Source organism: Streptomyces sp. NPDC007808 (assembly GCF_042868655.1).
Classification (GTDB): Bacteria; Actinomycetota; Actinomycetes; order Streptomycetales; family Streptomycetaceae; genus Streptomyces.
This window is the reverse complement of record NZ_JBIAEQ010000002.1, coordinates 596,693-616,649: the sequence shown is the minus strand read 5'-3', so window position 1 is coordinate 616,649 and position 19,957 is coordinate 596,693. Positions and strand designations below refer to the sequence as shown.

Here is a 19,957-nt window from a genome sequence, read left to right as displayed (position 1 = left end):
GAGGACCGCGCCCCGGGTTCAGCACCCACAGAGGTCGAAAGTCCTGCTCAGGGTATTGGTCGCGGGTGTGGCCGGTGCCGTGACCTTCCTGCTGAGCGGTCTGCTGAACCAGGAGGACGACAACCTCTGGGAATGGACGATGTCGATCGTCCTCGGCTGCGCGGTGCTGATCGTGCAGTACCTGGTGGACTTCGGGGAGCGGTTCGAGAAGGTCGACCAGGGCTTCGCCGAGATCCTCGCCGCGACCGAGCTGTTCAGCCAGGTGGACGGTTCGGTGCTGCGGTCCGAGGAGGTCACGCGCCTGGTCCTCGGGTACACGAAGGTCCGTGAGCAGGGCGGCGACATCATGCAGGCCTTCGCGGAGAAGGAGCTGGGCCGCCTCGCCAAGATGATGGAGGGCCTCGGCAGCGGCAGCGCGGACTGCCCCGGTGAGAACCACGAGTGGCTCATCGACATCACCGACTGCGTCAAGATGACCTTGGACGCCACCAGCACCTCGGTGGACCGGGAGTTCTGGACCAGCGGGCCCGCCGAGCGGTACCTCGCCGCGCAGGAGAAGGCGATCAAGAGGCGGGGCGTGGAGATCCGGCGCCTGTTCATCGTACGGACCGAGGACGAGGTCACGCCGGAACTCAGGGCGCTGTGCGAGGACCACCGCAGGCGCGGCATCGACGCGCGTATCGCGGTGCGGTCGCTGATGGAGTCGAACCCGAAGGTGAGCGACTTCATCGTCTTCGACGGCGAACTCTGCTACGAGACCAAGCCGGACCAGGAGTCCAACCCGGACGGCACGCTGCTCAGCGCCGAGCCGGACCACATCGAGGACCACGTCACCCAGTTCGCGGAGCTGTGGGCGGAAGCGGAACGTCAGCAGACGGCTCCGCGGGTCACCTCAGAGACGTGACGAAGCTGTCCCAGGCGTGAGCGGGGAAGAGGAGTACGGGGCTGTCCGGGGCGAGTTTGGTGTCTCGGACGGGGGATATGCCGGGTATGTCGTAGGTGACCTCAACACAGTCTTCCCCGCCGTCGCCGCCGCTGTAGGAGCTCTTGCGCCAGTGAGCACTGCTCAGGTCGTACTCGCGCATCGTCTGTAGTCCTCCGCCGCCGACTCGATCAGGGCCAAAGACGCCTCCCGCGACAGTGCGGTGGCCCGGAGCAGATCGTAAGACGCCTGAACCCGCTTCACCACAGCCGGGTCGTCCAGCAGGCTTCCCGAAAACATGCCCTCTGTATAGACAGTTGGCGGGGCGTCCTCGAACTCCATGAGCTTCATCATCTTGCCCAGAGCCGGGTGGGCCCCGGCCGAGAACGGCAGCACCTGTACGAGGACCTTGCGCTCGCGCATCAACGTGGCGATCCGGTCCAGCTGACCCGTCATGACCGCTCTCCCGCCGATGGGGATGCGCAGGGCCGTCTCATGCAGGACTGCCCAGTACACGGGCCGAGTGGCGTCCTTGAGGACGTGCGCCCGGTCCATCCGTCCCCGCAGCAGCTCCTCGATGTACTCGTCGGCGGCGAGCGGATTGCCCGCCAGGAAGACCGCCCGTGCGTACTCCGGCGTCTGGAGCAGTCCGGGGATCACCGTGGGCGCGTACTCGCAGATCTGTGTCGCCAGCCGCTCCAGCTCCGCCGCATGCGCGAAGTACTCCGTATACGGCTGCTCCTTGATGAGCTTTCGCCAAAGTCGCTCGAAAATACCGTCGGTTTGCAGTGCCTCATCAATCCGCTGGGCTACATCGAGCTGTGGCTTTCGAATTGCCTGTTCGAACTGACCGATGTATCCACCGGAGACAAATACCCGGGACCCCAACTCCACTTGAGTGATACCCGCGTTCTCCCGCCGCCTCTTCAACTCCGCCCCGAAGAACTCCCAAGCCGCCTGACGCGAACCGTTGGCCATGGCCAACCCCCTTGTCCTGCCCTGCACTTGTAGCGCCCATTCGGGGCACAGACTCCTGCCGAGTGTAGGCGTCGCAGGTCAGGATGGAGATGAAATGAGTGAAACCCAAATGGGAGGGGAGTGACGTGACGGCACGACACTCGGCGCAGTGCGTCGAAGAAGCGGAGGATGTGGTGAAGGAATTGCGGGCGGTGCTGGAGAAGGCAGGAATTACGCTCCCGACACTCCGGATCGACCCGGGAAGTCTTGCGCGTGAGACCCCGTGCCCGCTCGTCGAATTGGGCCGCTGTTCCGTCGAGACCGTGCGGCGCCTCGCGGCGGTGCTGCGATGAAGCCACCGATCGGGGCGTACGTCGTCGACACCCGTTCGGGTCGGATCGGGGTCGTGATGGGGCACGAGGGGCCGTATGTGCAGCTGAGACCGTACGGGGGCGGCAAGGAGTGGGACGCCGACCCGTCGGTCGTACGCCATGCGACCCCGGCCGAGCGGCTCCGCGCGGCGACCGCGTACGCCAACGCACGCAGCCGGGGTGAGGTTCCTTGACGTAGGGCGGGCGCATAGGGTGCGGCGGCATGGCTTTGTGGAGATGGAGAAGACGGGGCGTGAAGGCGACCCGCCGCTACCCCGTGCCGCTCACCGTGCACCAGCTGTGGATGGTGTCGCTGAGCGCGCCGGTGAGCCGGGACAGGAGCGCCTCGCGGACCACGCTGTACCCGTACACCCGCATCGACGACGACAGCGCCCGGCGCTGGTTGGCCGACCAGTGGGAGATCACCTCGCGCGAGGAACTGGTCGACCGGCTGGACGACCTGTCCCGCAGCGGCTACCGGGCGCGGGCGTACCGGCAGACCGGCGTCGCGCCGCTGGCCTGGGACGCCGCCCTGTACGTCGACATCGCCCGCCGGGGCTTCGCCTGCGGGCTGATCGGTGAGACCGACGCCTGGACGGCGTTGAAGAACATCGTGCCGGCGGTGGCGGGGACGTACGGCTCCTGGCGGGAGTACGCCGATCACTACCTGCTCGGTCGGAAGGTGTGGCGGGAGGGGCTGCTGGGCGCCGGAGACCCGGACCTGCCGGCGTCGCAGGCGGTCGCCGACGCGCATCTGCGGGCCCTCCTGGACCCGGCGAACCGCTCCAGCCCGTGGAACCTGGCCCCCTGGGAGGCGATCGGCCGCCCCGACCTGGCCCTCCCCAAGCTCGGGCGTACGAGAGAATGACCCTATGAGTCTGTTCCGCGACGACGGCATCGTCCTGCGCACCCAGAAGCCGGGTGAAGCGGACCGGATCATGCTGTGCTGGCCCGGGGGGCGGCCCCCGGGGCCCCGGCCGGGCCTGGGTGGAGGTGCCCGGTGAGTCTGTTCCGGGACGACGGCATCGTCCTGCGCACCCAGAAGCTGGGTGAAGCGGACCGCATCATCACGCTCCTGACCCGTGGGCACGGCCGGGTTCGGGCCGTGGCGCGCGGGGTGCGGCGGACCAAGTCCAAGTTCGGTGCGCGGCTCGAACCCTTCTCGCACGTCGACGTGCAGTTCTTCGCACGGGGGAGCGAGCTGGTGGGCCGCGGGCTGCCGCTGTGCACGCAGAGCGAGACCATCGCCCCGTACGGCGGCGGCATCGTCAGCGACTACGCCCGCTACACCGCCGGCACGGCCATGCTGGAGACCGCCGAGCGGTTCACCGACCACGAGGGCGAGCCGGCCGTCCAGCAGTACCTGCTCCTCGTCGGCGCCCTGCGCACCCTGGCCCGCGGTGAGCACGCCCCGCACCTCGTCCTCGACGCCTTCCTGCTGCGCTCGCTCGCCGTCAACGGCTACGCCCCCAGCTTCAACGACTGCGCGAAGTGCGGGATGCCCGGACCGAACCGCTTCTTCTCGGTCGCCTCCGGGGGCTCCGTATGCGTCGACTGCCGGGTGCCCGGTAGCGTCGTACCGTCGCCGCAGACCCTGGAACTGCTCGCCGCGCTGCTTACGGGAGACTGGGCGACGGCGGACGCCTGCGAGGCGCGGTACGTCCGGGAGGGCAGCGGACTGGTCTCCGCCTACCTGCACTGGCATCTGGAACGCGGTCTGCGTTCACTTCGGTACGTGGAAAAGTAAGGGAGACGAGAAGCACATGGTCGTACGCGGGTTCCTGGGGCGGCAGCGCCGCGAGTACCGGGCACCGGAGCCGCATCCGTCCGGTGCCCGCGCGCCGAAGCTCCCCGGAGAGCTGGTCCCCAACCATGTGGCGATCGTCATGGACGGGAACGGCCGCTGGGCGAAGGAGCGCGGGCTGCCGCGCACCGAGGGCCACAAGGTCGGCGCCGAGCGGGTGCTGGACGTCCTGCAGGGCGCGATCGAGATGGGCGTGGGGGCGATCTCCCTGTACGCCTTCTCCACCGAGAACTGGAAGCGCTCGCCCGACGAGGTGCGCTTCCTGATGAACTTCAACCGTGACTTCATCCGCAAGACCCGCGACCAGCTCGACGAGCTGGGGATCCGGGTGCGCTGGGTCGGCCGGATGCCCAAGCTGTGGAAGTCGGTCGCCAAGGAACTCCAGATCGCGCAGGAGCAGACCAAGGGCAACGACAAACTGACGCTGTACTTCTGCATGAACTACGGCGGGCGGGCCGAGATCGCGGACGCCGCGCAGGCTCTCGCGGCGGACGTGAAGGCCGGCCGGCTGGACCCGTCGAAGGTGAACGAGAAGACCTTCGCGAAGTACATGTACTACCCGGACATGCCGGACGTCGATCTCTTCCTGCGGCCCAGCGGCGAGCAGCGCACCTCCAACTACCTTCTCTGGCAGAGCGCTTACGCCGAGATGGTCTTCCAGGACGTCCTGTGGCCCGACTTCGACCGGCGCGACCTGTGGCGGGCGTGTGTCGAGTTCGCCTCGCGCGACCGGCGCTTCGGGGGCGCCATCCCGAACGAGGAACTGCTGGCCATGGAGGGCAGGCAGGCCGAGGACTGAGCCGGACCGGTGCGCGGCGGAACCGAACGCTAGGGTTCCGCCCATGATTCACCAGGGGCGGGACATCACCGAGGGCGCGGACACCGTCGAGCTGGCTTTCCGGCCGACACGCGCCGACATCCTCCAGGGCATCCGGACACGCGACCGCATACGCAGACTGACACTGCTGCGGTGGGCGCTCAGCGCGCTGTTCGCCGGACTGGCCGCGCACGTCGCGACCGACGGGGCCCGGTCCGCGCCGGGGGCCGTACTCATCCTGCTGTGCGCGGCCGTGATCTACGGCACACCACGGATTCAGGCCAACCACGTGTTCCGGACCGTCTCCTGGCAGGGCGAGTTCCGCACCACGGTGACCGACTCCGGGGTCACGGTGGAGACCGAGCACACCACGCTGGTGCAGCGCTGGTCGCTGTTCCGCGGCTACCGCGAGACCGGTGAGCACATGGTGCTCCTCAGCCGTGACCCGAACATCCTGGTTCTGGAGGTCATACCCAAGCGCGGAGTGCGCGGCGAGCAGGACGTCGCACGTCTGCGGGCCCTCCTCGACCGCCACCTCACGCGGGTATGAACGTCACCCGCGTCGTCCGTGCCGGTGCGGCGACCGCCGTCTTCGCCTTCGCGGCGCTCGTCGTCTGCTTCGCCTTCGGCGGCACGATCGAGATGGAGTCGTTCCCGGGGCCGAGGGAGAACCTCGCGCCCGTCGTCGTCGGCATGCTGGTGTTCGCCCTGCTGGTCACCGGCGGCGGGCTGGCGCTCGCCGGGCGACGGTCGTACACGGCGTGGGCGGTGTCCGCCGCCCTCGTGGCCCTCATGGGACTGCGGATGTGGACGTTGGCGCCGATGCTGCACTGCTGGTCGTACGACAGCGTGAGCCGTGACGACGACGGCGCCTACCGCTGTCTGAACCGCGGCGACATGCTTCCCTGAACGCGCCGCCCCCTCGCCCGGCGCCGAGGGCTCAACCGCCGGAGGCCGCGCACTCCGCGCACGTGCCGAAGATCTCCACGGTGTGGTCCACGTTCACATAGCCGTGCTCGGCGGCGATGGCGTCCGCCCACTTCTCCACGGCCGGGCCCTCGACCTCGACCGCCTTGCCGCAGACGCGGCAGACGAGGTGGTGGTGGTGTTCGCCGGTCGAACAGCGGCGGTAGACCGACTCGCCGTCGGACGTGCGCAGGACGTCGACCTCACCGGCGTCCGCGAGGGACTGGAGGGTGCGGTACACCGTCGTCAGCCCGACCGAGTCGCCCTTGTGCTTGAGCATGTCGTGGAGCTCCTGCGCGCTGCGGAACTCGTCGACCTCGTCGAGCGCCGCCGCCACGGCAGCCCGTTGCCGGGTGGCTCGGCCCTTCACGGGCGGTCCAGCGGTCGTCACCGGTTGCCTCCAAACGTCTGCGCCTTGCCGGGCCATTGTGCCAGCCCGGACTGGCGGCGGTCAGACGCCGACCTTTCCGTCGGTTCCCCTGCTGGCCGGAATCGCACACTCCGCCGGGTCGCCGACGGGTTCGGCGACGGCCATGGCACGTGCCCTGCGGCGGGCCAGCGGGGCCGCCAGTGCCGTCAGCGCGACGAACGCCGCGATGGTCAGCAGCACGATGGTCGCGCCGGGCGGAACGTCCTGGTAGTACGAGGTCACCGTGCCGCCGATGGTGACCGCCACGCCGATCGCGACGGCGATCGCGAACGTCGCCGCGAAGCTCCGGGTCAGCTGCTGGGCCGCCGCCACCGGAACCACCATCAGCGCGCTCACCAGCAGCAGCCCGACCACCCGCATCGCGACCGTGACCGTCACCGCCGCGGTGATCGCCGTCAGCAGGTTCAGGGCGCGGACCGGAAGGCCGGTGACCCTCGCGAACTCCTCGTCCTGGCTCACCGCGAACAGCTGACGGCGCAGACCGAGGGTGACCAACACCACGAACGCGGCGAGCAGACAGATCGCCGTCACGTCCGACTCGCTCACCGTCGACAGCGAGCCGAACAGGTACGAGGTCAGGTTGGCGTTGGAGCCGGACGGAGCGAGGTTGATGAACATCACACCGCCGGCCATGCCGCCGTAGAAGAGCATCGCGAGGGCGATGTCACCGCGGGTGCGGCCGTACCAGCGGATCAGCTCCATCAGGACGGCGCCGAGCACCGAGACCAGCGTCGCCATCCACACCGGCGACCACGACAGCAGGAAGCCGAGACCCACGCCCGTCATGGCGACATGGCCGATTCCGTCGCCCATCAGGGCCTGGCGGCGCTGGACGAGGTAGATGCCGACGGCGGGCGCGGTGATGCCGACCAGGACGGCGGCGAGCAGCGCCCGCTGCATGAAGTCGTAGTTGAGGAAGTCCATCAGCTCAGCAGCCCCGTCCGGATCGGTTCGGCGTCGTGAGCCGCGTGCGGGTGTACATGGTCGTGGCCGGGCAGGGCGTGCTGTCCGACGGCCTTCGGCGGCGGGCCGTCGTGCAGCACGCAGCCGTCGCGCAGGACGACCGCCCGGTCGATCAGCGGCTCAAGCGGGCCCAGTTCGTGCAGGACGAGCAGGACCGTGGCGCCCCGGGAGACCTGCTCCCTGAGCGTCGTGGCGAGCACCTCCTGGCTGGCGAGGTCCACACCGGCCATCGGCTCGTCCATGATCAGCAGCTCGGGCTCGGGTGCCAGCGCGCGGGCGATGAGCACCCGCTGGTGCTGGCCGCCGGAGAGGTCGCTCACCGAGTCCTTCGCCCGGTCCGCCATGCCGACCAGGTCCAGGGCGCGCCGTACGGCCTCGTGGTCGGCCTTGCGGAAGACGCCGAAGCGGGTGCGCGACAGGCGGCCCGAGGAGACGACCTCGCCCACCGTGGCGGGCACACCGCCCGCGGCTGTGGTGCGCTGGGGGACGTAGCCCACGCGATGCCAGTCGCGGAAGCGGCGCCGGGCCGTGCCGAACAGCTCGATCTCGCCGGCGCTGACCGGGACCTGGCCGATGATGCTGCGCACCGCCGTCGACTTGCCGGAGCCGTTGGCGCCGAGCAGCGCGACGACCTCACCGCGGCTCACGGTGAGGTCGATGCCGCGCAGGACGGGACGCGAGCCCAGCTCGGCGCGGATGCCGCGCAGGGATATGACGGGCTTGACGGGCTCGCTCATGCCGTCCTCCGTAGGGTGTCGCTCACTTGGCTCCCAGGGCCGTCTTCAGGGCCGCGAGGTTGGCCTGCATGACCTCGAAGTAGTCGTCGCCCTCGGACTTGTCGGTGATGCCCTCGAGCGGGTCGAGGACGTCCGTCTTCAGGCCCGCGTCGTCGGCGAGGGTCCTGGCGGTCTTGTCGGACACCAGTGTCTCGTAGAACACGGTGGTGACGCCGTCGGCCTCGGCCTCCTGCCGGAGCTCCTTGATCCGGGCCGGGCTGGGCTCGCTCTCGGGGTTGAGGGCGATGGCCTCCTGGGTCAGGCCGTAGCGCTCGGCGAGGTAGGTGAAGGCGGCGTGGTTGGTGAAGAAGACCTTGCTCCTGGTGTTCTTCAGGCCGTCCGCGAACTCGGTGTCGAGGGCGTCGAGCTTCTTGACCAGGGCCTCGGTGTTCTTCTTGTAGTCGGCCGCGTGGTCCGGGTCCGCCTTCTCGAAGGCGGCGCCGACCCCCTTGGCGACCTCGGCGTACTTCACCGGGTCCAGCCAGACGTGCGGGTCGCGGGCGTGCTCCTCCTCCTCGGAGTGCTCCTCCTCGCCCTCGTGCGCGTGGCCCTCCTCCAGGTTGCCGTGGTCCTCCAGCTTCGTGAGCGTGGCGGCGTCGATCCTGGTCCCGACGCCGGACTGGCCGATCGCCTCGTCGACGGCGGGCTGGAGACCCTTGAGGTAGAGGGCGGCGTCGGCGTTCTCGATCTGCGCCCGCTGCTGCGTGCTGATCTCCAGGTCGTGCGGCTCCTGGCCCGGGTCGGTCAGACTGGAGACCTTCACATGGTCGCCGCCGATCTGCTCGGCGAGGAAGGCCATCGGGTAGAACGACGCGACCACGTCGAACTTCTCCGTGTTGCCGGCCGCCGCGCTGTCGGACGAGCAGGCGGACAGGGTGCCGAGACCGAGGACGGTCGCGGCCGCGATGGCAACCCCGGATATGTGGTGTCGTCGTACGTTCATGACACTCATTTTCAGCAATTATGGAAACCATTGTCAACAAAGTGAGCGACCGCCCACGGAGCGCTACGGAGAGCGCTACCGATTTGGTTGAGGGGGAGGCCCCGCCGGTACCCTGAAGCATTCGCTGTGAAGCGCCTCGCTTCGTCGCCCGTCGTCGTAATGAAGAGAGCACCGTGGCCGCCGACAAGATCGACACCATCGTCAGCCTGAGCAAGCGCCGTGGCTTCGTATTCCCGTGCAGTGAGATCTACGGCGGCCAGCGCGCCGCCTGGGACTACGGACCGCTGGGTGTCGAGCTCAAGGAGAACCTGAAGCGTCAGTGGTGGCGTTACATGGTGACGTCGCGCGAGGACGTGGTCGGTATCGACTCGTCCGTCATCCTGGCCCCCGAGGTCTGGGTGGCCTCCGGTCACGTCGCCACCTTCACGGACCCGCTCACCGAGTGCACCTCCTGCCACAAGCGGTTCCGCGCGGACCACCTGGAGGAGGCGTACGAGGCGAAGAAGGGCCACCTCCCCGAGAACGGCCTGGCCGACATCAACTGCCCGAACTGCGGCAACAAGGGCCAGTTCACCGAGCCCAAGCAGTTCTCGGGTCTGCTGTCCACCCACCTCGGCCCGACGCAGGACTCCGGCTCGGTCGCGTACCTGCGCCCCGAGACCGCCCAGGGCATCTTCACCAACTTCGCCCAGGTGCAGGTCGCCTCGCGCAAGAAGCCCCCGTTCGGCATCGCGCAGATGGGCAAGTCCTTCCGCAACGAGATCACGCCCGGCAACTTCATCTTCCGCACCCGTGAGTTCGAGCAGATGGAGATGGAGTTCTTCGTCAAGCCGGGCGAGGACGAGAAGTGGCAGGAGTACTGGATGGAGCAGCGCTGGAACTGGTACACCGGCCTGGGCCTGCGCGAGGAGAACATGCGGTGGTACGAGCACCCGAAGGAGAAGCTCTCCCACTACTCCAAGCGCACCGCTGACATCGAGTACCGCTTCCAGTTCGGCGGCAACGAGTGGGGCGAGCTGGAGGGCGTCGCCAACCGCACCGACTACGACCTCGGCGCGCACTCCAAGTCCTCCGGCCAGGACCTCTCCTACTTCGACCAGGAGGCCGGCGAGCGCTGGACGCCGTACGTCATCGAGCCGGCGGCCGGTGTCGGACGCGCGATGCTGGCGTTCCTGCTGGACGCGTACGTCGAGGACGAGGCGCCGAACGCCAAGGGCAAGATGGAGAAGCGGACGGTGCTGCGGCTCGACCACCGGCTGGCGCCGGTGAAGGTCGCGGTGCTCCCGCTGTCCCGCAACGCCGAGCTGTCCCCGAAGGCCAAGGGCCTCGCCCAGACGCTGCGCCAGAACTGGAACATCGAGTTCGACGACGCGGGTGCGATCGGGCGCCGCTACCGCCGCCAGGACGAGATCGGCACGCCGTTCTGCGTCACGGTCGACTTCGACACCCTCGACGACAACGCCGTGACCGTTCGTGAGCGGGACTCCATGAAGCAGGAGCGCGTGTCGCTGGACCAGATCGAGAGCTACCTGGCCGCTCGGCTGATCGGCGCCTAGCTTCTCCTGGGGGCGGCGGCCCGGCTGCCTCCGGTGGCCGGGCGAGCGTCGTCCGCGGCTCGTCGCGCGGTTCCCCGCGCCCCTGCGGGGGTGCGGGGAATTTGTGTTCTCGCAGCTTCGGGCAGGCGGGAAGGCGGTCGAGGGGAGCGGCGGCCGGCAGTGGTCCTCCAGCGGGCCCCGCGATTGGCCCTGTTGCGCGGACCACGGCGGCAGCAGGGTGGCCCCATGAGCCTCGCCTTCCTCCTCACCACCCTCGTCGTGGTCGCCACTCCCGGCACCGGTGTCGTCTACACCCTGGCCGCCGGACTGGCCCGCGGGCCCCGCGCGAGTGTGCTCGCGGCGTTCGCCTGCACCCTGGGCATCGTGCCGCACATGCTGGCCACCGTCACGGGCGTGGCCGCGCTGCTGCACACGAGCACGACCGCCTTCCAGGTCCTGAAGTACGCCGGTGTCGCCTACCTCCTGTACATGGCGTGGGCGACGCTCAGGGACCGCGAGGCGATCACCGTGGCCGCCGGGCCGGACACGCCCGTCCCCGCCCGCCGGGTCATCGTGCGGGGCGTGCTGATCAATCTCCTCAACCCGAAGCTGACGATCTTCTTCTTCGCCTTCCTGCCCCAGTTCGTGAACCCCGGCGAGGCGAACGCCCTGCCGCTGATGCTGCTGCTCGGCGCGGTCTTCATGCTGGCGACGTTCGTCGTCTTCGCCGTGTACGGCGTCCTCGCGGCGTCGGTCCGCAGCCATGTCGTCTCCCGGCCGAGGGTGATGACGTGGCTGCGCCGGAGCTTCGCGGGGTCGTTCCTGGCGCTGGGCGCGAAGCTGGCCCTCACCTCGCGGTGAGCCTCAACGGCCCTGCGGCGAGCGGACGTCGTCGCCGAACGTCCGCGTCAGCGGTCCGGCTTCGTCCCGGCCGGATCCACCGTCGCCTGGTGGGCCTGCGCCAGATGCTCCTGCGCCTTCAGCCACGGCAGGAACTGCGCGCCCTTGCGCCACCCGCAGGTGTCACATCTGATCGTGCGCTGCGCGCCCTTGCGTGCCACCCGTACGACGTGCTCCCGTCCGTGCTGGTCCCAGCGGCTCACCTTGCTCGTGTTGATCTCCAGCATGACGCCTCCAGCGTCCGAGGACATCGAGTCGGTGCGCACGACCCGAACGGCCCCGCGCAGCAAGGAGTGTGCAGCAAGACCGAGATCGACGGGGAGATCTCCCTGTGGCGTTGACCAAGTCGTGCCCCCACCCTCACACGCCGGTCCGTCGCGAAGGGCCGGCCCCGGTGGCGAGGGCTCAGGCGCCGACCCGGGACGTGTCGCGTGGGCGGCCCGACTCCAGCCGCTCAGCCGTCCGTTCGGCGCTCGCACGTGCCCGGGCCCCGCTCGTCGCCAGTCCCACGACCAGCACCACAAGACCGCACCCGGCCACGATCCACCACGCCGGCCGGGCCGCGTCGACGAACGCGGAACGGTACGACGCCGCCCCCACCCCGGAGGCCAGCACCGCCCCCACGACCGCCACCCCCAAGGTCTGCCCCAGCTGACGGCTCGTGGAGGCGACGGCCGCCGCGACACCCGCCTGCGCCCGGGGCATCCCGGACACCGCCGTGTTGGTGATCGGCGCGTTGACGAACCCGAAGCCGAGCCCGAACAGGACGTAGCCGAGCACGAGCGTGCCGTTCGCCGTCTCCGCCTCGAACGCGGCGAACAGCACCCCGCACGCCGTCATCGACACCCCGGCCACCAGCAACGGAAGCCGCGGCCCCCGGTTGCCGACCACCCGTCCCGCCACCGGCGCGCACACGAAGCACAGCGCGGCCATCGGCAGCATCCACACACCCGCGTGCAGCGCGTCCAGCCCGCGCACGTTCTGCAGATACAGCGTCGACAGGAACAGGAAACCGCCGAGCGCCGCGAACGCGCTGACCGCGATCACCGTGGCCCCGCTGAACGGCGCCGAGCGGAAGAACCGCAGATCGATGAGGGGCTCCACGCGCCGGGGTTCGTACACCAGGAGGGCGATCAGCGCGGCCAGGGCGATGCCACCGAACACGAGAAGCTCGGCGGCCGGCGCGCTCGGCGCCTCGATGATCGCGTACGTCAGCGAGCCGAACAGGGCGATGACCAGCACCTGTCCGACCGGGTCGGCGCGGCGCGGGCGCGCGGCGCGGGACTCGGGGACGAAGCGGAAGGTCAGCCAGAGCGCCGCGAGCCCCACCGGCAGGTTGACCCAGAAGATCGACCGCCAGCCGACCGTCTCCACCAGCAGCCCCCCGACGAGCGGGCCCGCGGCCATGGAGATGCCGACCACCGCGCCCCACACCCCGATCGCCCGAGCCCGTTCCCGCGGGTCCGTGAAGGTGTTGGTGATGATCGACATCGCGACCGGGTTGAGCATCGAGCCACCCACCGCCTGCACCGTCCGGAAGGCGATCAGCGCGTCCAGGTTCGGGGCGAGGGAGCACAGCGTCGAGCCGATCGTGAAGACGACCAGGCCCGCCATGAAGACCCGCTTGCGGCCGATGCGGTCTGCCGTGGAGCCGGCCAGCATCAGCAGCGAGGCGAGCACGAGGGTGTAGGCGTCGATCGTCCACTGCAGGCCCGAGGTGCTCGCGCCCAGGTCGCGCTGGAGGGCGGGCAGGGCGACGTTGAGGACGGTGTTGTCGAGGCTCACGATCAGCAGACTCATGCAGCAGATCGCGAGGACCAGCAGGCGTCGGCGGTGGGTGAGCTCGGGCATGCGATCCAGCGTACGCCCGCTTCGATAGTGCGCCTAACTAATGACTGGCGCATCCTTCGCCGTACGCGACAATGGGGGAATGCCCACGACCGCCTCACCCCTCCGGATCGGCCCGCACACCGTCCAGCCGCCCGTCGTCCTGGCCCCCATGGCCGGGATCACCAACGCGCCCTTCCGCACCCTGTGCCGGGAGTTCAGTGGCGGCAAGGGGCTGTTCGTCAGCGAGATGATCACCACCAGGGCGCTGGTCGAGCGCAACGAGAAGACCATGCAGCTGATCCACTTCGACGCGACCGAGAAGCCGCGCTCGATCCAGCTGTACGGCGTCGACCCGGCCACCGTCGGCAAGGCCGTCCGCATGATCGCGGAGGAGGGGCTGGCCGATCACATCGACCTGAACTTCGGCTGCCCGGTGCCGAAGGTGACCAGGAAGGGCGGCGGCTCCGCGCTGCCGTTCAAGCGGAACCTGCTGCGGGCGATCCTTCGGGAGGCGGTCAGCGGAGCCGGCGACCTGCCCGTCACGATGAAGATGCGCAAGGGCATCGACGACGACCACATCACCTACCTCGACGCCGGGCGGATCGCCGTCGAGGAGGGCGTGACCGCCATCGCCCTGCACGGCCGCACCGCCGCCCAGCACTACGGCGGCACCGCCGACTGGGACGCCATCGCGCGGCTCAAGGAGCACGTGCCGGAGATCCCCGTACTCGGCAACGGCGACATCTGGTCGGCCGAGGACGCGGTGCGGATGGTGCGCGAGACCGGGTGCGACGGAGTCGTGGTCGGGCGGGGATGCCTGGGGCGGCCGTGGCTGTTCTCGGACCTGGTGGCCGCCTTCGAGGGCCGTCCCGAGGACATCGCCCGTCCGGCGCTGCGCGAGGTCGCCGACGTCATGGTCCGGCACGCCACGCTGCTCGGTGAGTGGATCGGCGACGAGACGCGCGGTGTCATCGACTTCCGCAAGCACGTCGCCTGGTACCTCAAGGGCTTCGCGGTCGGCAGCGAGATGCGCAAGCGCCTCGCCATCACGTCGTCCCTGGCGGAACTGCGCTCAGGACTCGACGAGCTGGACCTCGACCAGCCCTGGCCGGCCGGCGCCGACGGGCCCCGTGGCCGTACGTCGGGCAACAACCGGGTGGTGCTGCCGGACGGCTGGCTGAAGGACCCGTACGACTGCGCGGGCGTGAGCGAGGACGCGGAGCTGGACACCTCCGGCGGCTGACCGCCCGGCCCAGGTCACCCCTTCTTCGGGTGCGGTGTCGAACCGTACGCCGTCAGGAAGCGGTCCCGGAACGAACTCATCTTCCACACCGGGGCCTCGCGGCCGGGCCGGAGACCGTCGGTCCAGTTCCAGTCGGCGATCTTCTCCAGGACCTCCGGGTCCTTGGCGACGATCGACACCGGCACGTCACGGCTTGCGTTGCCGCCGCTGACCCGGGAGATGGGCTGGTGGTCGCCGAGGAAGACCAGGACCGTGTCGTCGGTGCCGTACCGCTCCAGCCACTGGGTGAGGCTGGTGACGGAGTACGCGATCGACCTGCCGTACTCCTGCTTGGAGCGGGCGGAGTCGGAGATGATCTCCGACGGCCGGGTGCCGGCCCGCTGGACGGGCCCGAAGAGCGAGCCGTCGCCCAGCTCGTCCCAGTCGACCATCTTCGGGATCGGCGCCCACGGCTGGTGGCTGGAGGTCAGGATGATCTCCGCCATCAGGGGCCTGTCCCGCTTCCTGCCGTGGACCAGACGCTGGAAGGCTTCGAGAGCGTACTGGTCGGGCATCGTCGACCAGCTGAACTTCGGCCCCCGGTAGCCGAGCTGGAAGGCGTTGTAGACCTTGTCGAGGCCGTAGAACTCCTGTTCAGGCCAGGCCTTCTGGACACCCGGCATGACGCCGACCGTGTCCCAGTCACCGGTCTTGCGGAACGCCTTCGTGAGGCTGAGGTGGTCGCCGGCCATCACGGTGCGGTAGCGCTGCTGGTTGTCGATCCACAGGCCGGACAGGGTGGTGGAGTGGCCCAGCCAGCTGCTCCCGCCGAACGTCGCCGAGGTCAGCCAGCCGCTCCTGGCCCGGAAACCGGCCTTCGCGAGGGCCTCGGCGCTCGTGTCGAGCGCGCCGGTCACGCCGGGGGCGATGTCGGGGTCCTCCAGGGCGCTGCGGCCGTAGCTCTCGACGAAGGTGAACAGGACGTCCTTGCCGCGCAGGTCCGGCACCAGTTGGCCGGGCGGCGTGTCGCCGAACGTGTCGGCCCTCGCGTCCCTCGCGAACGCCGCTTCGTCGCGCAGGGTGTCCACGGCCCGGCGCGCGTGCACCTTGACGACTCCGGCGGTGTGGTCGGCGGCGATCGGCACGCCGGCGACCTGGAGCCCGAACGCCGTGCAGGTGATCCAGACGGTGCCGGCGATCAGCGCGCCCTTCGACGCGTTCGCCCGGTGACGGGCGAGGACGTCGGCGACGCGGACGACGGACAGGGCGACGGCGGCCATCAGCAGGACGACGAGCAGGACGACGCCGATCGTGAGGAGGGTCGTGGTCGTGCCGCCGAGGGAGTCCTTCAGGTACGACTGCGCGTCGTCGAGCAGTTCCCAGTCCAGGACGATGTTGAAGTGCCGGCCCAGGTACTCGTTGTAGCCCATGTCGAGGACGTTCAGGGCGGTCAGGGCACCCAGGGCGGTACCGGAGGCGGCCGCGACGACCAGGCGGGGCCGCCGGGGGAGGGCCAGGAGCACGGCGGCTCCGATGACGGCCTCCGCGGGGAGGCGTACGAACTCGCGGAGTCTGAGGTTGCCGAGCGTGTTCGGCATCTGCAGGCAGACGTAGACGAGGGCGGCGGCGAGGGCGGTGACGGTCCAGCGGAGGTAGGGGGTGGGGGATGGGTTCCGGGCGTGGGCCTCGGCTTCGCCTTCGGCCGGGTCGTCCCGGGCGTCCTCGCCGTCGGCGGCCCCGGGTGCGTCGTCGGGGGGCGGGAGGTCGCCGGTCGGGTGGGGTGGGTTCTCGGGGTGTGTCGGTGACGGGGTGGACTCGTCGCCGGGTGCCGTTGCGGGCAAGTCGTCGTTCTGGTCCGGTGGTTGACGGCGGCGCGTGAAGACGGGCACCCGAAGGTCCTTCCGTGCGAGGCCCCTGGCGGAGTGGTGGGGGCGGGCCTCGCCGGGGTGGTCGGGGGCCCGCCGTCCTTCCGTACGGGCGGGCCCCGGCCGGTGTTCAGCCGCCGTGCCCCAGCGCTCGGCAAACGCTGGGCGAACGCCTGGCCAACAGGTGCGGCGGTGTTCCTCCTACGCGCCGCCCACCGCCGTCAGCAGCGCCAGCGGGGCCGCTGCCGACCGGGATTCGCGTACGCACGCGTGCGGGTACGGCACCGGTTCCGCATGCGTGTCACGGCCGTAGCCCGCCAGGACCTCCGGCAGCCGGTGGCCGGTCACCGTCGCCGCCTCGACCAGGGCGTGGGCGACCGTGCGGGCCTCGTCGTGCAGGCCGTACCGGGCCAGTCCCAGCGTGATCAGCGCGTTGTCGTGCGGCCAGACCGAACCCCGGTGGTAGGAGAGCGGGTGGTACGCCGGCTGACCGGACGCCAGGGTGCGCACACCCCAGCCCGAGAAGAAGTCGGGTTCGAGCAGACGGCGGCCCACCAGCTCGCCGTACTCCTTGTCCAGCAGCCCGGACCAGAGCAGATGCCCCGCGTCCGAGGCCAGCGCGTCCACCTGCCGGCCCGCACCGTCCAGCGCCAGCGCGGGGAAGGAGTGCGCCTCCATCCAGAAGTCCCGCTGGAACCGGTCACGCAGGTCGGCGGCCGCCTGCTCCAGGAGGGCCGCGTAGGTCTGGTCCTGCCACACCGTGCGGGACAGCCACGCCGTGCGGCGCAGGGCGTCGTACGCGTACCCCTGGGCGCCCGCCGCCATCACCGGTCCGCCGGGGCGCGTGCCGTCGGCCGAGCAGATGGCGCCGGGGGAGTCCTTCCAGTTCTGGTTGGCCAGACCGCCCTGGTCGGCGCGGTACACCAGGTAGCCGCGGGAGGTCAGACCCCCGTGGTCCAGCATCCAGCCGATCGCCGCGCGGGCGTGCGGTTCCAGACGGCGGGCCAGGGACGTGTCGCCCGTCTGCTCCACGTACGCGCCCAGCAGGATCAGGAAGAGGGGCGTGGCGTCCACCGAGCCGTAGTAACGGCCGTACGGCACCTGCCCGAAGTGGGCCAGTTCGCCGTGCCGTACCTCGTGCACGATCTTGCCGGGCTGGCGGACGGCGTCCGTGCCGGCCTCGGTCGCCTGCGTCGCGGCGAGCGCCGGGAGCGTGGCGGCGGCCAGCCGCGGGCGGTAGGGCAGCGCGAACAGCGACGTCAGCAGGGCGTCACGGCCCAGCAGGGTCAGGAACCAGGGGGCGCCGCCGGCCGGGACGCGCAGTTCCTCGCCGTCCGGGCCGGTCGCGCGGACCTGGAGGGAGGCGAGGTCGGCGAGGCCCCGGGCACACGCCGCCGCCAGCTCCGGCCAGCCGGTCGGGAAGGCGACGCCCTCCACGAAGTCGCCCTCCATGCGGATCAGTTGCTGGTTCAGCGCGGCCGGGGACCGGGGCACGCGCAACGGGCGTGTGTCGCCGTGCGGGCGGGCCATCACCCGCAGGGTGAGTTCCGACGTGCCGTGCGGTTCCAGGTGCAGGGTCCACACCAGGCGGCGGGCTCCGGTGCCCGTCTCCTCGACGCCGTCGGGGACGGGATCGGCCGTCACGGACGTGAGCGAGTGCCACTCGCCGCGCCGGTAGCCGAACTCCACTCCGTGGTCCAGGACTTGGCGGGAGCGGACGGCGCCGGACTTGGCGTAGGTGCGGTGGTCCGAGCGCAGCTCGAACTGGTCGGTGAAGTCGGCGTCCGCGGTGACCGCGAGACGGACCGTCGTCGGCACCGGGCGGTTGCTGGTCACCCGCAGGGACTCGATGAACGATCCGTCCCCCACGGCCTGTTCACGGAAGAGCGTGTAGGCGGGCGGTTCGTTGCGGCCGCCGCGCGGGACCAGGACACAGCGGGCGGTGTCCCCGTCGGCGACGGGGGAGAGGGTTTCGGGCACAGCTCCGTCCACCGTGAGCTGCCAGCGGCTCAGGTGCCGGGCGTCGCGTACGAACAGCCCGTCCAGGGAGCCGGAGCCCCGTACGCCGCTGATGTCCCCGCCGTCGCCCACGGCGGCGAAGGTCCCTCCGAACACGAGCAGATGATGCCGGTCCGTCATCCCCGGTTACCTCCCTTGAACTCCTTGACCGCGAGATCCTCGACAGCGCATTCCGGGACATCGCTCGTGTCCCGCGCCGGCTCGTCGTGCAGCAGGTCCAGCGCGAGCGCGGCGGTCCAGCCGAAGCCGGTGGCACCGCAGGCCTCGCCGGTGTACGGGTCGACGTACTCGGCGAAGCCGGACGCGTCGGCGAGCCCCACCATCGCCCGGCGCAGGGCGTCGGCCCGCTCTCGCTCGCCGTGCGTGCGCAGCCCGCGCTCCAGCAGCCAGTTCGTGTTGAACCAGGCCGGGCCCCGCCAGTAACGGTGCGGGTCGAAGGCCTCGCCCAGGAGGTCGTACGACGGCGCGAGCCGGGTGGTGCCGCCGAGACCGAAGTGGGGGCCGTGCGCCGTGCGCACCAGGGCGGCGGTGATGTCACGCGGGAGGGTGGGGAGCAGGAGCGGGACGAGTCCCGCGACACCCCGCTCGGGGACCAGCTCTCCGGCCGGTCCGTCGCCTCGCAGGTCGCGGCAGAGGAACATGCCCTCCGCCGGCTCCCACAGCCGCTCGATCAGAGCCGCCGTCAGCCGCTCGGCGCGGGCGTGCCGGGCCGTGCCCGTGGCGCCCAACTCCCGCGCGATCCGGGCCAGCGCGTGCTCGGAGGCGATGAGCAGGGCGTTGAACGCCGGGTCCTCGACGGCGAAGTCGCCGGTGCCGTCGGCGTAGCCGCCGTCCCGGTAGTCGGCCGCCAGCCGCACGTACCGCCCGTAGTCCAGATCCGTGGGCCGGTCCTCGGCGGCGCCGTGGTCGAGGTCGGCGCGGCGGAAGGAGCGGGCCGGGGCGGGCGTGACCCGGCTCAGCGGCGCGTCCCAGCAGGGGCTGTTGTCCATCCCCTGCTCCCACGGGTGCACGACGGACGCGAGGCCGCCGCCGCCCAGGTCCCGGCGGTGCAGCAGATAGCGGTGCCAGGCGGCCAGGCGGGGATACACCCGGGTGAGGAAGCCGCGCGCCCGGGACAGCACCGGGTCGGCGCGGTGGACCAGCCAGGCGGACAGCGCGTGCACCGGTGGCTGCACGATGCCGGAGGTCTGTACGGTGCGCGGGGCGCCCGCGGTCCGTCCCGCGGTGGAGGAGCGCCAGAAGTCGGGGCTCGGGAAGTAGGCGTCCAGCGGTACGGAGGGGTTGAAGACGATGTGCGGGATCCGTCCGTCACCCCACTGGGCGTCCAGCAGCGTCTCCAGTTCCGCCTGCGCCCGTAACGGCGAGAGGTGCCGGAGACCGATCGCGATGAACGCCGAGTCCCACGACCACTGGTGCGGGTACAGCCCGCGCGAGGGCACCGTCGAGGTGCCGGTCCAGTTGGCCTCCAGCACGCGGGCGGCCCTGACGTGCGGCGAATCCGCGGTGGGCGGCGGATCGTATGCGATGTCACGCTCCGCCGGAGGCACGGTGAGTTGGGCGCTGCGATCCACTCGGGGCTCCCCGAAAGACATCCGGCCGACCAGTTCGGTCATGGCTACCGTAGGGTTACGTCTATT

The 19,957-nt window shown here is 70.5% G+C and carries 23 protein-coding genes; 12 read left to right on the top strand and 11 right to left on the bottom strand.

Translation table 11 applies throughout. The annotated features are described in order from the left end of the window. Positions 1 to 79: 79 nt before the first annotated feature. Positions 80 to 904 carry a DUF6879 family protein gene (locus ACFYNL_RS09045; protein ID WP_388798975.1) on the top strand — a complete coding sequence of 275 codons (825 nt, stop codon included), beginning with the start codon at positions 80 to 82 and terminating at the stop codon, positions 902 to 904. On the opposite strand, the gene ACFYNL_RS09040 is transcribed toward ACFYNL_RS09045, so the two are convergent. Both ACFYNL_RS09040 and ACFYNL_RS09035 read right to left on the bottom strand, forming a co-directional pair. Beyond that, positions 888 to 1,085 carry a DUF397 domain-containing protein gene (locus ACFYNL_RS09040; RefSeq protein WP_388798972.1) on the bottom strand — a complete coding sequence of 66 codons (198 nt, stop codon included), beginning with the start codon at positions 1,083 to 1,085 and terminating at the stop codon, positions 888 to 890. The genes ACFYNL_RS09045 and ACFYNL_RS09040 overlap by 17 nt on opposite strands. Continuing rightward, complete coding sequence (locus ACFYNL_RS09035) at positions 1,067 to 1,900, bottom strand: helix-turn-helix domain-containing protein (RefSeq protein ID WP_388798969.1); 834 nt, start codon at positions 1,898 to 1,900, stop codon at positions 1,067 to 1,069. The genes ACFYNL_RS09040 and ACFYNL_RS09035 overlap by 19 nt, the downstream gene beginning before the upstream one ends. 125 nt (positions 1,901 to 2,025) lie before the next feature. On the opposite strand from ACFYNL_RS09035, the gene ACFYNL_RS09030 reads away from it, so the two are divergent. The 8 genes from ACFYNL_RS09030 to ACFYNL_RS08995 are packed head-to-tail and all read left to right on the top strand — an operon-like array spanning position 2,026 to position 5,780. Next, a complete protein-coding gene (locus tag ACFYNL_RS09030) occupies positions 2,026 to 2,232 on the top strand; it encodes a hypothetical protein (protein WP_388798966.1) in 207 nt (68 codons plus the stop codon). Continuing rightward, positions 2,229 to 2,444 (top strand): hypothetical protein, encoded by a 216-nt coding sequence (locus tag ACFYNL_RS09025; protein WP_019755592.1) that lies wholly within the window; start codon positions 2,229 to 2,231, stop codon positions 2,442 to 2,444. Before ACFYNL_RS09030 ends, ACFYNL_RS09025 begins: the two co-directional genes overlap by 4 nt. A 59-nt stretch (positions 2,445 to 2,503) precedes the next feature. Beyond that, positions 2,504 to 3,118: a DUF1266 domain-containing protein gene (locus tag ACFYNL_RS09020; RefSeq protein WP_388798963.1), complete on the top strand. Its 615-nt coding sequence runs from the start codon at positions 2,504 to 2,506 to the stop codon at positions 3,116 to 3,118. A 4-nt stretch (positions 3,119 to 3,122) separates the two neighbouring features. Beyond that, positions 3,123 to 3,254 (top strand): hypothetical protein, encoded by a 132-nt coding sequence (locus ACFYNL_RS09015; protein ID WP_388798960.1) that lies wholly within the window; start codon positions 3,123 to 3,125, stop codon positions 3,252 to 3,254. Next, a complete protein-coding gene (recO, locus tag ACFYNL_RS09010) occupies positions 3,251 to 3,997 on the top strand; it encodes a DNA repair protein RecO (RefSeq protein ID WP_388798957.1) in 747 nt (248 codons plus the stop codon). Before ACFYNL_RS09015 ends, recO begins: the two co-directional genes overlap by 4 nt. 16 nt (positions 3,998 to 4,013) lie before the next feature. After that, entirely contained in the window at positions 4,014 to 4,853 is an 840-nt protein-coding gene (locus ACFYNL_RS09005) for an isoprenyl transferase (protein ID WP_388798954.1), read from the top strand. Between the two features lie 43 nt (positions 4,854 to 4,896). Then, positions 4,897 to 5,421 carry a YcxB family protein gene (locus ACFYNL_RS09000; protein WP_388798951.1) on the top strand — a complete coding sequence of 175 codons (525 nt, stop codon included), beginning with the start codon at positions 4,897 to 4,899 and terminating at the stop codon, positions 5,419 to 5,421. Further along, positions 5,418 to 5,780 carry a hypothetical protein gene (locus tag ACFYNL_RS08995; protein WP_388798949.1) on the top strand — a complete coding sequence of 121 codons (363 nt, stop codon included), beginning with the start codon at positions 5,418 to 5,420 and terminating at the stop codon, positions 5,778 to 5,780. The genes ACFYNL_RS09000 and ACFYNL_RS08995 overlap by 4 nt, the downstream gene beginning before the upstream one ends. Before the next feature lie 31 nt (positions 5,781 to 5,811). On the opposite strand, the gene ACFYNL_RS08990 is transcribed toward ACFYNL_RS08995, so the two are convergent. The 4 genes from ACFYNL_RS08990 to ACFYNL_RS08975 are packed head-to-tail and all read right to left on the bottom strand — an operon-like array spanning position 5,812 to position 8,949. Next, positions 5,812 to 6,228 carry a Fur family transcriptional regulator gene (locus ACFYNL_RS08990; protein WP_388798946.1) on the bottom strand — a complete coding sequence of 139 codons (417 nt, stop codon included), beginning with the start codon at positions 6,226 to 6,228 and terminating at the stop codon, positions 5,812 to 5,814. Positions 6,229 to 6,288: 60 nt separating this feature from the next. Further along, complete coding sequence (locus tag ACFYNL_RS08985; RefSeq protein WP_388798943.1) at positions 6,289 to 7,191, bottom strand: metal ABC transporter permease; 903 nt, start codon at positions 7,189 to 7,191, stop codon at positions 6,289 to 6,291. Beyond that, positions 7,191 to 7,967 (bottom strand): metal ABC transporter ATP-binding protein, encoded by a 777-nt coding sequence (locus tag ACFYNL_RS08980; RefSeq protein ID WP_388798940.1) that lies wholly within the window; start codon positions 7,965 to 7,967, stop codon positions 7,191 to 7,193. Before ACFYNL_RS08980 ends, ACFYNL_RS08985 begins: the two co-directional genes overlap by 1 nt. A gap of 22 nt (positions 7,968 to 7,989) precedes the next feature. Beyond that, on the bottom strand, positions 7,990 to 8,949 hold the full coding sequence (locus tag ACFYNL_RS08975) for a metal ABC transporter substrate-binding protein (RefSeq protein WP_388798937.1): 960 nt from the start codon (positions 8,947 to 8,949) through the stop codon (positions 7,990 to 7,992). Between the two features lie 173 nt (positions 8,950 to 9,122). Here ACFYNL_RS08975 and ACFYNL_RS08970 point away from each other — a divergent pair, with 173 nt between their 5' ends. Then, positions 9,123 to 10,505 carry a glycine--tRNA ligase gene (locus ACFYNL_RS08970; protein ID WP_388798934.1) on the top strand — a complete coding sequence of 461 codons (1,383 nt, stop codon included), beginning with the start codon at positions 9,123 to 9,125 and terminating at the stop codon, positions 10,503 to 10,505. Positions 10,506 to 10,730: 225 nt separating this feature from the next. Next, positions 10,731 to 11,345: a LysE family translocator gene (locus ACFYNL_RS08965; protein WP_388798931.1), complete on the top strand. Its 615-nt coding sequence runs from the start codon at positions 10,731 to 10,733 to the stop codon at positions 11,343 to 11,345. A gap of 47 nt (positions 11,346 to 11,392) precedes the next feature. Here ACFYNL_RS08965 and ACFYNL_RS08960 read toward each other — a convergent pair whose 3' ends face one another. Beyond that, complete coding sequence (locus ACFYNL_RS08960) at positions 11,393 to 11,611, bottom strand: hypothetical protein (protein WP_388798928.1); 219 nt, start codon at positions 11,609 to 11,611, stop codon at positions 11,393 to 11,395. A 178-nt stretch (positions 11,612 to 11,789) separates the two neighbouring features. After that, positions 11,790 to 13,235, bottom strand: coding sequence for an MFS transporter (locus tag ACFYNL_RS08955; protein ID WP_388798925.1), 1,446 nt, complete (start codon positions 13,233 to 13,235; stop codon positions 11,790 to 11,792). Between the two features lie 79 nt (positions 13,236 to 13,314). Between ACFYNL_RS08955 and dusB the strand changes: the two genes are divergently transcribed. Continuing rightward, positions 13,315 to 14,457 carry a tRNA dihydrouridine synthase DusB gene (gene dusB, locus ACFYNL_RS08950; protein ID WP_388798922.1) on the top strand — a complete coding sequence of 381 codons (1,143 nt, stop codon included), beginning with the start codon at positions 13,315 to 13,317 and terminating at the stop codon, positions 14,455 to 14,457. A 14-nt stretch (positions 14,458 to 14,471) separates the two neighbouring features. Here dusB and ACFYNL_RS08945 read toward each other — a convergent pair whose 3' ends face one another. The 3 genes from ACFYNL_RS08945 to ACFYNL_RS08935 form a co-directional block, all read right to left on the bottom strand. Continuing rightward, positions 14,472 to 16,325, bottom strand: coding sequence for a CDP-alcohol phosphatidyltransferase (locus ACFYNL_RS08945; protein WP_388798917.1), 1,854 nt, complete (start codon positions 16,323 to 16,325; stop codon positions 14,472 to 14,474). Between the two features lie 177 nt (positions 16,326 to 16,502). After that, complete coding sequence (locus ACFYNL_RS08940) at positions 16,503 to 18,440, bottom strand: glycogen debranching N-terminal domain-containing protein (protein WP_388798914.1); 1,938 nt, start codon at positions 18,438 to 18,440, stop codon at positions 16,503 to 16,505. Further along, positions 18,437 to 19,933, bottom strand: a complete 1,497-nt coding sequence (locus ACFYNL_RS08935; protein ID WP_388798911.1) for a hypothetical protein — start codon at positions 19,931 to 19,933, stop codon at positions 18,437 to 18,439. Before ACFYNL_RS08935 ends, ACFYNL_RS08940 begins: the two co-directional genes overlap by 4 nt. Between the last annotated feature and the right edge of the window lie 24 nt (positions 19,934 to 19,957).